This is a genomic window from Caballeronia sp. INML3B, from assembly GCF_023631305.1.
Classification (GTDB): domain Bacteria; phylum Pseudomonadota; class Gammaproteobacteria; order Burkholderiales; family Burkholderiaceae; genus Caballeronia; species Caballeronia turbans.
Genome location: NZ_JALQDI010000006.1, coordinates 85,134 through 99,683 on the forward strand (window position 1 = coordinate 85,134; position 14,550 = coordinate 99,683).

Below are 14,550 nucleotides of genomic sequence, written 5' to 3' on the forward strand. Positions count from 1 at the left end.
GCTCAACTCGACGGCGCAATCACCACCGTACACGTCGTCCCCGCGCTCAGCAGCACCCCCTGCGGCACGTCATCGATATGCAAGCGCACCGGCACGCGCTGCGCGAGTCGCACCCAGTTGAACGTCGGGTTCACGTCCGCGAGGAGTTCGCGGCTTTGCGGATTGTCGCGGTCATAGATGCCGCGCGAAATGCTCTCCACATGTCCCTTCAACTCGCCGCCGCTCATCAGGCGAATCGACGCCTTGTCGCCGATGCGCACACGCGGCAGCTTCGTTTCCTCGAAATAGCCGTACACCCAGAACGAATGGCTGTCGACGATCGCAAGCTTGGCTGCGCCCGCCGTCGCGTAATCGCCGCGAAACACGTTCAGGTTCGTCACGTAACCATCGACCGGCGAGAACACCTTCGTGCGTTCGAGATTGAGCTTCGCGGCATCGAGCGCGGCCTGCGCCTGTTGCAACTGCGCTTGTGCGGTCGATGCGGTCTGCATCGCGTTCTCACGCGCTTCCTTCGACACGACCTGACTGTCCATATCGGCGCGGCGCGCGGCATCCGCACGGCGCATGCGCAATTCGGCCGCGCGCGCCGCAACGTTCGCCTGCGCCTGCTCGACCGCGATCTGATAGTGCGACGGATCGATCTCCATCAGGAGATCGCCTTTCTTCACGAGCTGGTTGTCGCGAACCGGCAACTGCACGACCGCGCCCGACACATCCGGCGCGACATCGACGACATCCGCGCGCACGCGGCCATCGCGCGTCCACGGCTCATCCATGTAATGCACCCAGAGCACGCGCCCGATGATGAGCGCGACGGCGAAAATGGCGATCGTCAAAACGACGCCGATGATTTTCCGAAGAATCATGATGCAACTCTTTTTCAGCTTGTATGAAAAGTGATGCCGCTTACGCGTAAGCGACGAGTCCGAGCGTGCCGCAGATGCACACGAGCAGGCTTGCGCGAAAAAGCGCCGGATGCCAGACCACGCGATAGAGTCCGGTCAGCGCGAGCACGCGGTCGACGACCCACGTGATCATCGCGCCTGCGATGAAGAGCAGCAGGATCGTCGGCACATAGGCTTCGAGAATCGCGACGTTACGCGCAAACATGGAGCGCTCCTTCATGCGTGTGTTTCCCGGCAGGCGCAAACCGGGCGAACGGTGATTCGTGATCGAGCAGCGCGGTGCGGATGAAATGCAGATGACTCGCGATGCGCTCTAACCGATGTCTTTCCTCGCGCGGCCGCTCGGCCAGGACGAGCAGCGCCTGGATATCGGAGATCGCGCGTTCCGTGGCGGCGAGCGCGGCGTCGAAGCGCTTCGCCTGCGGTCGATCGAAGAGCCGCGCGACCGCATCGAGCGTCGCATCGACCGAGCCGCGCCCGATCGGTAAGTCCCCGGTTCCCCGCCGCAGGTCGATCACCGCATTGCCGAATTCGAGCACCGCGAAGAGCCATTGCAGCGCATCGCGTTGCAACTCCGGACGGCCGTTGGCGAGCGCGTTGATCTGGGAGAGCAGATCGCGCGTGCGGCTCTCAAAGTGCGTCGTGAGGGTCGCGAGACGTCCGCGGCGCGCGTTCACGACTTCGCGCCGCAAATCGCCGAGCAGCAGATGACGCAGCCACGGCGCATCGGTCGGCAGGAGCACGGCGAAGGCGATCGCGGCGACGATCATCGACAGCACGAGCGCGATCGCATCGTTCATGAAGCCGGTCGGATCGTAGTGGACCAGGTTGTCCGGCCCCGCGAGAAAGCAGAAGAAGATGCAATAGCCGATGCCCACGCCCGCGAGCGTGCGCCGCGTGCTCAGATACGCGCCGAGCAGCAGGGCGGGCGCGAGCGCGGCGCACATCATCGCGAAGCCGTCGATATGCGGAAACACGCCGAACACGACGATCATGCCGGCGACGGCCGCGAGCATCGTGCCGATGGCCATTTGCGCCGACATGAGCGTCGGGCGCGGCGAGGACGAGGCGAGCGCGCACACGGCCGCGGCGTTGAGCACCATCGTGCCGCCGCTCGGCCATGCGGTTTCGATCCAGAACGCGGAGAGGACGAACATCACGACCGCGCCGCGCAAGCCCGAGATGGCCGCCGCGAGCAGGTTGGTCTTCGGCACGTAGCGCGCGATCCAGCGCTCGCGTTCGTGCGAGGGCGATGTCAGCGACGCGTACGTGTCGGCATACGCGAGCATGTCGTCGACGAAGCGGTAGAGCAGTTCCGCCGCGGTATCGAACTCCAGTTGCGCGAACTCCGGATTCGTTTCGAGCGCGGCACGCGCCGCACGCACGCGCTTCGGCAGGGCGGCCTTGTATTCGCGTAACTGCGCGGCGGCGTGGGCGGCGTCGGCGGCGTTGCGCACCGGCTCGCCCGACAGTGAGAAGAGCGGCGGCACTTCGCGAAAGAACGGCTCGAGCGCGGCGATGGTCGTCGCCGACGCGTTCTCGCGCAGCCGGTTCATCAACTGATGCAGCGCATGAAAGCGCGTCGATGCGCTCATGAACTCGCTGTTCAGACGTGCGAGCCGCCCGCCGCGCATGCGCGATTCGGGGGTTTCGAACACGGCCACACTGCGCGCGGCCTCGAAGCCGACGATATCCGACACGAACGCGAGATTCGTCCGCTCGATCTGCGCGCGTTCCATCTTGCCCGCCAGCGCGCGGCACACGTAATCGACGAACTGCGTGAAGCGCCGGCGCACCGTCGTGCGGACCTGCTCGCCCGCATGCTGCGGAAAGATGAGCGCGCTCACCGCGCCGGAACACACGATGCCGAGCGTCACTTCACCGACGCGCGTGAGCGCCGACAAATATGCGGCCTCCGGATGCTGCGCCGCCGGAATGCCGATCAGCGCGGCCGTGTAGCCCGCGAGCACGAAGCCGTACGAGCGAAAGTTGCGGTTGCGCGCCGCGCCCGCCGTGCAGATGCCGACCCAGAGCGCCGTCGCCGAAAGAAACAGCACCGGCTGCTGCGAGAACAGGCTGATCAGAATCATCATCACGACGAGACCGACCATCGTCCCGCAGAAGCGATAGAAGCTCTTGGCGAGCACCATGCCGCTTTGCGGCTGCATCACGACGAACACGGTGGTCATCGCGGTGCGCGGCTGCTGCATGTCGAGGCGCATCGCGATCCACAGCGCCAAAAGCGCGGCGAGCACGGCCTTGAAGATGTAGACCCACGCGAGGCCGTCGGTGCGCGCCCAGTCGAGCACAGCCAGCTTGAGCGACGGTCGTTCGGTGAAAGTAGCGGGCGTCGACATGCTCAGTTCCGCGCCTTGCTGAACGGCCCGATGTGCTTCGACGGCGCGAGCGCGGTCTGTTCGGGCCCGTTCGACGGATCGTCGATGCCGCCGCCGAGCGCCGACGTGAGCGTCGCGTAAGAGGCGAGCCGTTGCGCGCGCACGCGCGCCTGGCCGTCCTGCGCCTTGAGCAACTGCGACTGTGCAACGAGCACGTTCAGGTAATCGGTGAGCCCGCGCTTGTAGCCTTCGTTCGCGAGATCGTAGTTCTTGCGCGCGGCGGCGACGGAGCGGCCGGACGCTTCGAGCTGCGTGTCGAGCGAATGCACGCGCACGACCTGATCGGCAATGTCCTTCAGCGCCGCGACGAGCGTCGCGTTGTAGTGATCGACGGCCTGATCGTACTGCGCCGATGCCGCACCGAGCTGCGCGCGCAGGCGTCCGCCTTCGAAGATCGGCAGCGAGATCGCCGGGCCGAAGCTGTAGCCCGACGCATCGCGCGTCAGGAAGCTGAGCAGCGCACCGCCCGCGAATGCCTGTGTCAGCGACGCGGCGAGATTGATGTTCGGGTAGAAACCGGCCTTCGCCACGTCGATGCCGCGCGCCTGCGCCGCGACCATCCAGCGCGCCGCGACGATATCGGGCCGATGCCCGACGAGCTCCGCCGGCAGCGCGGAGGGCAGGGGCAGCGGCGTCGCAAGCGACAACGCCGGACGCGTGAGCGCTTCACCCGCGCCCGGACCCTCGCCTGCGAGCGCGGCCAGTTGATTGCGCGCGAGCTGGATTTCTTCCTTGTAGACATCGACCTGACGCTCGTACTCGGGCAGGGGCGCTTCGGCCTGGCTCACTTCGAGCTGCGTGCCGAGGCCGCCCTTCAGACGCCGACGCGCGAGATCGGCGATGCGCTCCTGCTGCGCGAGCGTGTCCTCCGCGATATCGAGCAGCGCGAACGACTGCGAGAAGCCGATGTACGCGCGCACCACGTTCGTTTCGAGCTCGAGCTGCGCGGCGCGCGCATCGGCGGCACGCACATGGGCGACGTCGAGCGCGCGTTCGGCGTTGTTGTCGTCGCGATGCCAGAGGTCGAGGTTGTAGGACAGCGAGAGGCCGGCGGTGTTGTCCCAAGTCGTCGTGTCGGCGAACGGGCCGGGGCCGTAGAAATCGTTATTGGGCCAGTTCTTGCGGGAGACGCTCATCGCGCCGTCCACTTGCGGCAAGAGCTCGGAGCGCGCGACGCCCGCCTGTTGCTGCGCTTCGCGCACGCGTGCAGCGGCCATCGCGAGTGTGGGACTGCCGTGGGTCGCGCGTGAAATCCAGGCGTCGAGCTGCGGGTCGCGATAGGCGCGCCACCATTGATCGTCGGGCCACCGGGCGTCGGCATTGGCGGCGCGAATGGCGCTGCCGGCGTCGAGCGTGGATGCGTCCGTGAGCGAGTCTTGCGGCGCGATCCTGCCCGTGCTCGCGCACCCGGCAATTGTTAATATGGCTGTAAGAACGGCGGCGCACCCAGCGCTTCTGAAGACTCGCCCTCCCACGATTCACTCCCGAATTGGAATTAGATTCAAGGAAGTGATTATATTTTTGCGTGGATTGTCGAATAACCCGTAAGGATGCAAAGCATTTTTACGATGGATGTCATAATCGTTGTTGCCTGACGTGCAACAATTCGACCCACGAACAGTTCTTGAAGACGGAAAAGCGCCATGGACACGCTCCAGAACATGCGCGTATTTGTGCGGGTCGTCGAAGCGGGCAGCTTCACCGCGGCCGCGCAGCATCTCAATACGACGACGGCCTACGCTTCGCGGGCCGTATCGGACCTCGAAGCGCACCTGCGCGCGCGCTTGCTGAATCGCACGACGCGGCGCATCGCGCTCACCGAAGCCGGAGAGCGCTATCTGCAACGCTGCGAGCAGATCCTGGCCTATGTCGATCAGGCGGAAGCCGAGGCCGGCGACGCCCACGCGCGTCCCTCGGGCAAGCTCAAGGTTCATTCGATGACGAGCTTCGGCCAGCACTACATCGTGCCGATGATCTCGCGCTATCAGCAGCGCCATCCTTCCGTGCAGGTCGATCTGACGCTCGCGCAGCGCGTGCCGGATTTGCTCGACGAAGGCTACGACGTGTCCGTCGTGCTCGCGTCCGATCTGCCGGACTCCGGACTCGTGTCGGCGCGGCTCGGCTCGGTGTTCAGCATCGCGTGCGCTTCGCCGGCTTATATCGAGCAGCACGGCGCCCCGCACGTGCTCTCCGATCTCGTGCGCCATACCTGCCTGCATCTGATGACGCCGGTGTTTCCGCCGGATCGCTGGGTGTTCGACGGCCCGAACGGGCAGGAAACGGTGAGTCTCGGCCCGTCGACGTTCACGGTGAACGTCGCGGAGGCGATGGTCGTGGCGATCCGCGAGAGCATGGGCATCGGCGTGCTGCCGACTTCGTCCGCGCTTCCCGGCCTGCGCGCGGGCACGCTCGTGCGCGTGTTGCCGCAATACACGATGCAGGAGCTGAACGTATACGCGCTTTATCCGTCGCGCCAGTATCTCGACGCGAAGATCCGCACGTGGGTGGAGTTCCTGCGCGAGGCGCTGCCCGACACGCTCGCCGCGGACACCGAGTCGTTGAAGGAATTCGTCGTCGCCTGAAGCGGTGCGCGGTCAGTTACCAAAAAGTCCGGAGCGCAACACTTGCTTACGCACGATGTGCCCGCAGCTTGATACTTTCTGCACTGGTTCCACCGCATTTCTACCGGGATAAATCACATGAGTACGCCACTTCTGCTCGCACTCGCCGCGCTTCTGGTGTTGATCGCCGTTCCGGCGTCGCGCGATCTCTTCAACGCCACGCGCGCCCAGTCGGAGCGCAACGCGAAGCGGCGCCTCGTTCCGGTGCGCATCGACGACGATCGGGAGGCGCTTGCGCGGCGCATGCGCGACCCTCACGATCGCTGATCTTCGCGGGACGGTGGTCAGAGCTGCGTTTCGAGCGGCTCGATGAGTCGCGGCTCGTCGTTAATCGCGCGATTGACGTCGCTCGAAACGCGATGCCACACGAAGTGCGACGCCGACACGCCGTCCGCCTTGACGAGCGCCGCGAGATCCTCGAGTGATGCGCCGGGATCGAGCCAGCGTCGCGCGACGGCGGGCGAAAACACGAGCGGACGGCGGTCGTGCACATCGATCAGGCCTTCGTCCGCCGCCGCCGTCACGATGACGAAGCCCGCGCCGGGGGCCGCGGCGTCCTCGTCGCGCGTGATGCTGGTGAGCGCCGCGAGGTACATCGGCTCGCCGTCGGCGCGCTGAATGAAATACGGTTGCTTGAAGGGCTTCGTCGCCGGATCTGTCGGACGCGGCTCGATGCGCCATTCGAACCAGCCATCGGCCGGCACGAGAATGCGCGCCTTCCTCCATAAATGCTTGTAATACGCGCTCGTCGCGGCGGTTTCGACGCGCGCGTTGATGGTCTGCGGCAGCTTCTTCTGTATGGCCCACGGCGGGCAGTAGCCCCAATGAACCGCGCGGATGGTTTCGTCGGGATAGATGGCGAGCGGATGCGTGCCCGGTGCGAGGTTATAGCCCGGACGCCTGTCGGCGGCGTCCACGAGGACGAACGGATTTTTCAGATGCAGGCGTTGCGCGTAATGCATCGGCAGTCGGTACTGGCTGATTCGGCCGCACATGGCGTTCCTCCGCAAAGTCCAACACGGTTTCCGTGCTTCTGACGCGTTGCTGCGCTAGATCTCGACGACCTTGTCCCACGCGAACTCGGGATTCTCCCACTGCTGGCGGCGGCGGTCGAAATAGCCGCGCGGATTGCACACGACGCGCGTGCCCTCGACGACGTAATCGAACGATGTATGCGTATGACCGTGAATCCACAGCGATGCGGGCGCACGCGCGAGCGATGGCAGATGATTGACGAAGCCCGCCGATACGAGATCTTCCGCGTAGCGCCGCGCGAGGCTTTCGCGCATCGGCGCGTGGTGCGTGACGACGATCGTCTGGCCCGCGAACGGCTTCGCGAGTTCGCCTTCGAGCCAGGCGCGAGCCTGTTCGTGCAGGGCGAGGGAATCGTCGGGTGTGAACTCGCGGGGCTCGCCGTCGGGCTCGGGCCATGCGAGCTGGATCAGGCCTTTGTAATCGAGCATGACCTTCGTGCACGCCTCTTTGGCGTTTTCGATCTCCGCGTCACTGGATCCGAACAGCGCGAAGTCCGTCCAGAGCGTCGTGCCGAGCACACGCCATGCCCCACGGCGATCCACCAGCGACGCATTGTTCAGATAGTGCACGTTGTCGACGCTGCGCGCGGCGTCCTGCATCGCTGCTTCCATCGCGCCGAACTCGGCGTCGTAGTACTCGTGATTACCGGGCACGTAGATGACGGGCACATCGGAACCGAAATTTTCCGCGGCCCAGCGCAAGCCTTCGGCGTGATTGTGGATATCGCCCGCCAGCACGACGAGATCGGCCTCGGCGTAGGGGATCGCCAGCGGCTCGTCGCATTCGAGATGCAGATCGGATAGCACGCGAATCTTCATGCGATGTTCTCCTTCGCGGACGACGCGCGCGAGCGCACGACCTTGCCGGGATTCATCAGGTTGTCCGGATCGAGCGCGGCCTTGATCGTCTGCATGAGGCGCACTTCGACCGGCGACTTGTAGTGCATCGCTTCATCGACTTTCAACTGCCCGAGACCGTGCTCGGCGCTGATGCTGCCGCGATGCCTGTGCACCTGGTCGTACACGAGCGCGTTGATCGGCGTCTGGAACTCGTCGAGGAACTGTTTCGCATCGACGCCTTCGGGCGCCTGCACGTTGTAGTGCAGATTGCCGTCCCCGAGATGGCCGAACGTCACCATGCGCACGCCGGGCACCGTGTCCGCGATGATCGCATCGGTTTCGTCGATGAAGCGGCCGATGCTCGAAATGGGCACGGCAATGTCATGCTTGATGTTCAGGCCTTCTTCCGCCTGCGCGAGCGGAATATGCTCGCGCAAGCTCCAGAAGGCCTGCGACTGCGCGAGACTCTCCGCGACGACGGCGTTCTCCACGATGCCCTTTTCGAGCGCTTCTTCCATCAGCCGCTCGAAAAGGGCGCGCGCGTGCGCATCGCTTTCGCTGTCGGAGAGTTCGAGCAGGACGGTCTGCCCGTGCGGCTCGTCGAACGGATAGCGCAGTTGCGGGAAATGCTTGCCGACGAGGCGCATCGAGAAGTCGGACATGAGCTCGAAGCCGGTCAGCAGCGCGCCCGCGTGGTGTAGCGCCAGCGAGAGGAAATCGAGCGCGGCGTGCGGCGTCGCAAGTCCGGCCAGCGCCGTGACCCTGGCGACCGGCGCCGGATGCAGCTTCATGACCGCCGCCGTGATGATGCCGAGCGTGCCTTCCGCGCCGATGTAGAGATCGCGCAGATCGTAGCCGGTGTTGTCCTTGCGCAGTCCGCGCAGGCCGTCCCAGATTTCGCCTTGAGGCGTCACGACTTCGAGTCCGAGGCACAGCTCGCGCGTGTTGCCGTAGCGCAGCACGCCGGTGCCGCCCGCGTTCGTGGAGAGATTGCCGCCGATCGTGCAACTGCCTTCGGCGGCGAGACTCAAGGGGAAGAGCCGTTGCGCGCTTTGGGCGTGCGCCTGAATTTCGGCGAGCACGACGCCCGCTTCGACGGTCATCGTGTTGTTGTGCGGATCGACGTTGCGAATGCGATTAAGCCGCTTCAGGCTCAGGACCGCTTGCGCGCCGCTCGCATCGGGCGTTGCACCGCCGACGAGACCGGTGTTGCCGCCCTGCGGCACGATCGCGATGCGATGCTCGCGTGCGAGCCGCACGACTGCCGCGACCTGCATCGTGTCGGCGGGCAGCAGCACGGCGCATGCACTGCCGCGATAGCGCTTGCGCCAGTCGACGAGGTAGGGCTCGGTATCGTGGGCGTCGGTGAGGACGTGCGGCGTGCCGAGAACGTCGGCGCAGGCGGCGATGAAAGCTTCAGTTGCGGTCATGTCAGATGAGCAAGGAATCCGATGGAGCGTAGTGCACAGTATCGCGCAGTGATGCGGCGCGCCACCCTCGTCCGAATGGCATAGGCACGCGCGTCGGCACGCGTTTCGTGCTAAAAAGCATCACGTCCTGGCGATGCAGACTTCAGAAAAGCGGCTGGATCAGCTTTTTTTCGAACGTGCGTTCAACCGGGCCGCGCGTTTGAAAGGCGCGACGTAAGCGAGCGCGCAAACGAAGAAGGCAAGGGCGAGGAGCGCTTCGAGCCAGGCGAGCGAAGCGGACAGACCCGCGTCGGTCATGCCACGCACGACGCCTTCGGCCAGATAAAGAAGTACGAGCATCGACGCCCATTGCAGCGTGTAGACGTTCTTGCGCGCGACGCCCGGCAGCGCGCACGCCAGCGGCAGCCCCTTCAACGCGAGCGCCCACGCGCCGGGCCGCAGCGGTGCGAGCCAGAGTTCCCAGGCGAGCGCGAGCGCAATGAGCGCCACGAGGCTCGCGAGCGCGGCCAGTGCGAACGCGGCGTTCGATCGCGGATTCGCGGCGGCGGGTGCGTTCAGCGGCAAGTTCATGCCGAGCGAGCGCCGCGCACAAGATTGAGCGCGGTGCGCGCAAGCCGGGCGCCGAGCGCGATGGCCAGCGCCTTCTCGTCGGCGGAAATGCCGTGGAGCTGGTTTTCGTCGCTGCCCGCGCGCGCGTGATGCGACGCGCCGTAGGGCGTGCCGCCGCTTTGCGTCGTGGTCAGCCGCGACTCGGTGTACGGGATGCCGACGATCAACATGCCGTGGTGCAAGAGCGGCAGCATCATCGAGAGCAGCGTGCTTTCCTGACCGCCGTGCAGACTCCCGGTCGACGTGAAGACGCTCGCGGGCTTGCCCGCCAGCGCGCCGGAAAGCCACTGCGGCGTCGTGCCGTCGAGGAAGTATTTGAGCGGCGCGGCCATGTTGCCGAAGCGCGTCGGCGAGCCGAGCGCGAGGCCCGCGCATTCTTCGAGATCGCGCAGCTCGGCGTACGGCGGGCCGTCGGCGGGAATGTCGGGGTGGGTGGCTTCGCAGACGGCGGAGACCGGCGCAACCGTGCGCACACGGGCTTGCATGCCGGGCACGCTGTCGACGCCTTGGGCAATCGCGAGGGCAAGCTCGCGGGTCGCGCCGTGGCGGCTGTAATAGAGCACGAGGATGTCGTTCATAAGGCTTTTTTAGTGAACGGCTATTATAGGTATTGGGTGATTTTCGTGGCGAGACGCGGCTTTGCGCAGGCGCTTCGCCATGACGGGAGAATGCGTTTGCAGCACGTTTCCATCGATCTCGCGGCGGTCAAGCGGCTCGCCAGCTTCGTCGCGCGACGCATCGGCGAAGATCGCGTCGCGCAAGTGGCGGGCAGCCTCACGTTCACGAGCGTGCTGTCGCTCGTACCGCTCGCCACCGTCGCCTTCGCGCTCTTCACTGCGTTCCCGATCTTCGGTTCGTTCCAGGCGTCGCTGCAGGATTTCCTTGCGGTGCATCTGATGCCGCCGCAGATCAACGATCAGATCTTCAAGTATCTGAACCAGTTCGCGTCGAAGGCCAAGGGGCTCACGACCGTCGGCATGATCATCCTGTTCGTGACCTCCGTCATGACGATGATGACGGTCGAGTCCGCGTTCAACGTGATCTGGCGCGTGAAGAAGGCGCGTCCGATCGCGCAACGCGTGCTCGTCTATTGGTCGATCATCACGCTCGGGCCGATTCTCTTCGGCTGCAGCCTGTCCATCTCGTCCTACGTGTTTGCGCATTCGGTCGCGTTCGCGGGCTCGCACAACCTGATGCCGCCGATCGTCGAATGGGCGCTGACGGGCCTCTCGCTGCCGGTCACGGCGCTCGCCTTCACGATCATTTACGTCTACATGCCGAACTGCAAGGTGGAGTGGCGCGATGCGATCGTCGGCGGATTGATCGCGGCGGTCGCTTTCGAACTCGGCAAGCGCGGCTTCGGCTATTACGTGCGGCGCATTCCGACCTATACCGCTGTCTATGGCGCATTCGCCGCGCTGCCGGTGTTCCTGCTGTGGGTCTATCTGTGCTGGATGTTCGCGCTCATCGGCGCGATGGTCACGTCCGCGCTGCCCGCCATTCGCACGGGCCAGTATCATCGGCGTGATTTTCCGGGCAGCGATCTGCTCGACGCACTCGAAATCCTCGCGCGGCTCGTCGAGGCGCGCGACGAAGGCAAACCAGGCCACACCGCATTGCAGCTTTCCAGCATGGCGCGCTGCGATCTGGATACGTCGACGCGCCTGATCGCACGGCTCGACGCGCTCGGCTGGATCGGCCGGCTGGAGGATTCGCGCATGCCGCGCTACATCCTCATCGCCAATCCGAGTCAGATCACGGTGACGATGCTCTTCGAGCAGTTCGTGATCGACCGCGCCGAACTGGAATATCAACTGAAGCTGGACGCGGCGCAGGTCGATTGCGCCGCGCTCATGAACGCGCTGGAGAACGAAAAGCTGGAGATCACGCTCGGCTCGCTAATCGCCGCGCGAGTGTCCGCGCTCACGAATCCGCGCCTGCGCGAGGCACCGCGCTCGTCGATGCCGGAGCAGCCCGCATGAGCGAATGCCGGCGTTTGTCGCGCGCGGATCAAAGCGAGATCTTGCCGACGCAGATGTCCTTGAACATCACCCAGTCGCCCATCAGGCTGTAGACCGGATGGCGAAACGTCGCGGGGCGGTTCTTCTCGAAAAAGAAATGGCCTATCCACGCGAAGCCGTAGCCGCAGACGACGGCCGCGGGCAGCCAGAGCCAGTCGCCGGTCGCGACCGCCATCGCGACGCAGCCGATCACGCCGAGTGAGCCGATGAAATGCAGCCTGCGCGAGACCAGGTTCCGGTGTTCGTCGAGGTAATAGGGATAGAACTCGGCGAAATTCGCGAAATGTTCACCGTGTGCGGTGTGCGCCATGGCGGCCTCCCTGATGATGCAGCCGGTGTCGCGCAGGCGGTGTGCGCCTGTCTGACGATTGGCCGGCAAGAATCATTCTGCGACTGCGGCGCGCGCCATGCAAGCGGCCGCAGCGAGCATGCGCGGTCCGCCGCACGCGCGGTTCAGCCGGCCTTCGTGTCCGTTTTGAGGCAGGCGAGTGCGAACGCGAACAATGTGTCGAGCGTCGCGTCGGGCTGCTCGGACATCAGCGCGTGCCCGGCGTCGAGTTCCACCGATTGCACCGTGGCACCGGCCTTCCTGAGCGCATCGACGAGCGGTCGGGCGGCGCGCGGCGGCGTCATCATGTCGCGCTTGCCGCTCACGACGCACACCGGGCAGCGCACGGCGGCCGCGCGTTCGAGGGCATCCGCGTAAGTGTTGCAGGCGCTGAAATCGGTATGAAACAAGAGCGCTTCGCCGCGCAGGCTTACGCGCTCCATGAGCCGCTGGTTCACGCCTTGCAACCAGAAACCGGGCGCGGGACTGGACGGCTTCGCGGCGATCGTGGAATGCGACCACTGATTGACCATCGCGATCGCCTCGGGCTCGTGCTCGCGCGCGGCGTCGAGCAGCGTGTCGGAGACGGCCATCGGCGCGGCGGTCGCGAGCAGGGCTAGGCCTGTCGCGCGCGCGGGATAGCGGCCCGCGACGTCGAGCGCGATCAGCGAACCCATGCTGTGGCCGACGAACATCGCTTTTTGCACATTCGCCGCGTCGAGTACGGCGATCACCCAGTCGGCAAGCTCGCCAATGGTCGGCAGCGCCGGCCCGTCGCTTCGTCCGTGACTCGGAAGGTCGAGCGCCAGCACGCCGAAGCCGTGATGCGCGAAATAGCGCGTCTGCAGCGCCCATACGCTGTGGTCGTGCTCGGCGCCGTGGATGAATACGATGGCGGGCCGGGCGGCGTCGAGCGATTTGCCGCCGGTGTAGGCGTAGGCGGCGCGGCCGTGGACGTCGAGGATCATGCGCGGCTCCCGAGCGGCGCGGCCGCGCCGGCGTCCTGACCGCTTTCAGCGGCTTTCTGGGCGGCCTTCAGCCCGCGCTTGAGATCGTCGATGAGATCGTCCGGGTCCTCGAGTCCGATCGAAAGACGGATGCGCCCCGGCCCGATGCCCGCGGCTTCGAGCGCGGCGGCGTCCATGCGGAAGTGCGTGGTCGAGGCGGGATGGATCACGAGCGAGCGCGCATCGCCGACGTTCGCGAGATGCGAAAACAGCGTGAGCGTTTCGATGAACTTGCGCGCCGCCGGCACGCCGCCCTTCAAATCGAAGCTGAACACCGCTCCCGCGCCGCGTGGCAGCAGACGCGCGGCGAGCGCGCGATCGCGGTGCGTCGGCAGTTCCGGATAGGCCACGCCTTCAACTGCCGGCGAGCTCAGCAGGAACTCGATCACCTTGCGCGTATTCGCGACATGCCGATCCATGCGCAGCGGCAACGTCTCGATGCCTTGCAGCAGTTGCCAGGCCGCTTGCGGATGCAGGCACGCGCCGAAATCACGCAGGCCCTCGCGCCGGGCGCGCAGCAGGAACGGCGCGACCGTGCTCTCTTCGGCGAACACCATGCCGTGAAAGCCGTCGTAAGGCTCGCTGAACTCCGGAAAGCGCCCGCTCGCGGTGAAATCGAAGGTGCCGCCGTCGACGAGCACGCCCCCGATCGTCGTCCCGTGGCCGCCCAGAAATTTGGTGGCGGAGTGATAGACGAGGTCCGCGCCATGCTCGAACGGGCGCAACAGATAAGGCGTGGTGAAGGTGGAATCGACGAGCAGCGGCGCTGCGTGCTCGTGCGCGATTTCCGCGACGCCCGCGATATCGAGCACGTCGAGGCCCGGATTGCCGAGCGTTTCGCCGAAGAAAAGCCGCGTGTTCGGCCGCGCGGCGGCGCGCCACGCGTCGAGATCGTGCGGCGGGACGAAAGTCGTCTCAATGCCAAAGCGCCGCAGCGTGTAATGCAGCAGGTTGTGCGAGCCGCCGTATAGCGCGCTCGATGCGACGATATGCGAACCCGCGCCCATCAGCGTCGCGATGGCGAGATGCAGCGCGGCCTGGCCGCTCGCCGTGCCGATGGCGCCGACGCCGCCTTCGAGCGCCGCGACGCGTTCCTCGAACACCGCGACGGTCGGATTCGAGATGCGCGAATACACATGCCCCGAACGCTCCATGTTGAAGAGCGCCGCGGCGTGATCGCTGTCACGGAAGGTGAACGAGGTGGTCAGATAAATCGGCGTCGCGCGCGCGCCGGTGGCGGGGTCGGGCGCGGCGCCCGCATGCAGCGCGAGCGTGTCGAAACGATTGGCTGGCATCATAGGCGGCCGGCGCGCGAGGCGGCGCCGGCATGCGGCAAAAATGAGGGTCAATCATCGTAAC

General features: G+C 65.7%; 15 protein-coding genes. 3 read left to right on the forward strand and 12 right to left on the reverse strand.

Features of this window, described 5'->3' with window-relative positions:
* Positions 1–2 precede the first annotated feature (2 nt).
* Genes NCS58_RS05990 through NCS58_RS06005 form a run of 4 tightly spaced genes read right to left on the reverse strand, consistent with a single transcriptional unit; the run spans position 3 to position 4,776 of the window.
* Positions 3–866, reverse strand: coding sequence for an HlyD family secretion protein (locus NCS58_RS05990; protein WP_250538118.1), 864 nt, complete (start codon positions 864–866; stop codon positions 3–5).
* 40 nt (positions 867–906) lie between these two features.
* Complete coding sequence (locus tag NCS58_RS05995; RefSeq protein ID WP_250538119.1) at positions 907–1,110, reverse strand: DUF1656 domain-containing protein; 204 nt, start codon at positions 1,108–1,110, stop codon at positions 907–909.
* The gene (locus NCS58_RS06000) at positions 1,097–3,262 is read right to left on the reverse strand and encodes an FUSC family protein (protein ID WP_250538120.1); all 2,166 of its coding nucleotides are present in this window, start codon (positions 3,260–3,262) and stop codon (positions 1,097–1,099) included. The genes NCS58_RS05995 and NCS58_RS06000 overlap by 14 nt, the downstream gene beginning before the upstream one ends.
* A gap of 2 nt (positions 3,263–3,264) precedes the next feature.
* Positions 3,265–4,776, reverse strand: coding sequence for an efflux transporter outer membrane subunit (locus tag NCS58_RS06005; protein WP_250538121.1), 1,512 nt, complete (start codon positions 4,774–4,776; stop codon positions 3,265–3,267).
* Between the two features lie 168 nt (positions 4,777–4,944).
* Here NCS58_RS06005 and NCS58_RS06010 point away from each other — a divergent pair, with 168 nt between their 5' ends.
* A complete protein-coding gene (locus NCS58_RS06010) occupies positions 4,945–5,883 on the forward strand; it encodes a LysR family transcriptional regulator (protein ID WP_061120097.1) in 939 nt (312 codons plus the stop codon).
* A 117-nt stretch (positions 5,884–6,000) separates the two neighbouring features.
* Entirely contained in the window at positions 6,001–6,189 is a 189-nt protein-coding gene (locus NCS58_RS06015) for a hypothetical protein (protein ID WP_250538122.1), read from the forward strand.
* A 17-nt stretch (positions 6,190–6,206) separates the two neighbouring features.
* On the opposite strand, the gene NCS58_RS06020 is transcribed toward NCS58_RS06015, so the two are convergent.
* The 5 genes from NCS58_RS06020 to wrbA all read right to left on the reverse strand — a co-directional run bounded on the left by NCS58_RS06020 (position 6,207) and on the right by wrbA (position 10,413).
* A complete protein-coding gene (locus NCS58_RS06020; protein ID WP_250538123.1) occupies positions 6,207–6,917 on the reverse strand; it encodes an SOS response-associated peptidase in 711 nt (236 codons plus the stop codon).
* Positions 6,918–6,971: 54 nt separating this feature from the next.
* Entirely contained in the window at positions 6,972–7,775 is an 804-nt protein-coding gene (locus NCS58_RS06025) for a metallophosphoesterase (protein ID WP_250538124.1), read from the reverse strand.
* Positions 7,772–9,226 carry an FAD-binding oxidoreductase gene (locus tag NCS58_RS06030; protein WP_250538125.1) on the reverse strand — a complete coding sequence of 485 codons (1,455 nt, stop codon included), beginning with the start codon at positions 9,224–9,226 and terminating at the stop codon, positions 7,772–7,774. The genes NCS58_RS06025 and NCS58_RS06030 overlap by 4 nt, the downstream gene beginning before the upstream one ends.
* A 159-nt stretch (positions 9,227–9,385) precedes the next feature.
* Positions 9,386–9,796, reverse strand: coding sequence for a DUF2069 domain-containing protein (locus NCS58_RS06035; RefSeq protein ID WP_061120092.1), 411 nt, complete (start codon positions 9,794–9,796; stop codon positions 9,386–9,388).
* Entirely contained in the window at positions 9,793–10,413 is a 621-nt protein-coding gene (gene wrbA / locus NCS58_RS06040; protein WP_061120091.1) for an NAD(P)H:quinone oxidoreductase, read from the reverse strand. The genes NCS58_RS06035 and wrbA overlap by 4 nt, the downstream gene beginning before the upstream one ends.
* 96 nt (positions 10,414–10,509) lie before the next feature.
* Here wrbA and NCS58_RS06045 point away from each other — a divergent pair, with 96 nt between their 5' ends.
* A complete protein-coding gene (locus NCS58_RS06045) occupies positions 10,510–11,817 on the forward strand; it encodes a YihY family inner membrane protein (protein WP_061120150.1) in 1,308 nt (435 codons plus the stop codon).
* A gap of 28 nt (positions 11,818–11,845) precedes the next feature.
* On the opposite strand, the gene NCS58_RS06050 is transcribed toward NCS58_RS06045, so the two are convergent.
* The 3 genes from NCS58_RS06050 to NCS58_RS06060 all read right to left on the reverse strand — a co-directional run bounded on the left by NCS58_RS06050 (position 11,846) and on the right by NCS58_RS06060 (position 14,486).
* Positions 11,846–12,166 (reverse strand): Mpo1-like protein, encoded by a 321-nt coding sequence (locus NCS58_RS06050; protein WP_061120090.1) that lies wholly within the window; start codon positions 12,164–12,166, stop codon positions 11,846–11,848.
* Positions 12,167–12,309: 143 nt separating this feature from the next.
* On the reverse strand, positions 12,310–13,152 hold the full coding sequence (locus NCS58_RS06055; protein ID WP_061120089.1) for an alpha/beta fold hydrolase: 843 nt from the start codon (positions 13,150–13,152) through the stop codon (positions 12,310–12,312).
* A complete protein-coding gene (locus NCS58_RS06060) occupies positions 13,149–14,486 on the reverse strand; it encodes an O-acetylhomoserine aminocarboxypropyltransferase (RefSeq protein ID WP_250538180.1) in 1,338 nt (445 codons plus the stop codon). The genes NCS58_RS06055 and NCS58_RS06060 overlap by 4 nt, the downstream gene beginning before the upstream one ends.
* Positions 14,487–14,550: the final 64 nt, after the last annotated feature.

Coding starts and splice junctions, on each gene's coding strand:
- NCS58_RS06050 (WP_061120090.1), bottom strand. CDS start 12,166: ATGGCGCACACCGCACACGGTGAACATTTCGCGAATTTCGCCGAGTTC.
- NCS58_RS06055 (WP_061120089.1), bottom strand. CDS start 13,152: ATGATCCTCGACGTCCACGGCCGCGCCGCCTACGCCTACACCGGCGGC.
- NCS58_RS06030 (WP_250538125.1), bottom strand. CDS start 9,226: ATGACCGCAACTGAAGCTTTCATCGCCGCCTGCGCCGACGTTCTCGGC.
- NCS58_RS06025 (WP_250538124.1), bottom strand. CDS start 7,775: ATGAAGATTCGCGTGCTATCCGATCTGCATCTCGAATGCGACGAGCCG.
- NCS58_RS06035 (WP_061120092.1), bottom strand. CDS start 9,796: ATGAACTTGCCGCTGAACGCACCCGCCGCCGCGAATCCGCGATCGAAC.
- NCS58_RS06010 (WP_061120097.1), top strand. CDS start 4,945: ATGGACACGCTCCAGAACATGCGCGTATTTGTGCGGGTCGTCGAAGCG.
- wrbA (WP_061120091.1), bottom strand. CDS start 10,413: ATGAACGACATCCTCGTGCTCTATTACAGCCGCCACGGCGCGACCCGC.
- NCS58_RS06020 (WP_250538123.1), bottom strand. CDS start 6,917: ATGTGCGGCCGAATCAGCCAGTACCGACTGCCGATGCATTACGCGCAA.
- NCS58_RS06060 (WP_250538180.1), bottom strand. CDS start 14,486: ATGCCAGCCAATCGTTTCGACACGCTCGCGCTGCATGCGGGCGCCGCG.
- NCS58_RS05990 (WP_250538118.1), bottom strand. CDS start 866: ATGATTCTTCGGAAAATCATCGGCGTCGTTTTGACGATCGCCATTTTC.
- NCS58_RS06000 (WP_250538120.1), bottom strand. CDS start 3,262: ATGTCGACGCCCGCTACTTTCACCGAACGACCGTCGCTCAAGCTGGCT.
- NCS58_RS05995 (WP_250538119.1), bottom strand. CDS start 1,110: ATGTTTGCGCGTAACGTCGCGATTCTCGAAGCCTATGTGCCGACGATC.
- NCS58_RS06015 (WP_250538122.1), top strand. CDS start 6,001: ATGAGTACGCCACTTCTGCTCGCACTCGCCGCGCTTCTGGTGTTGATC.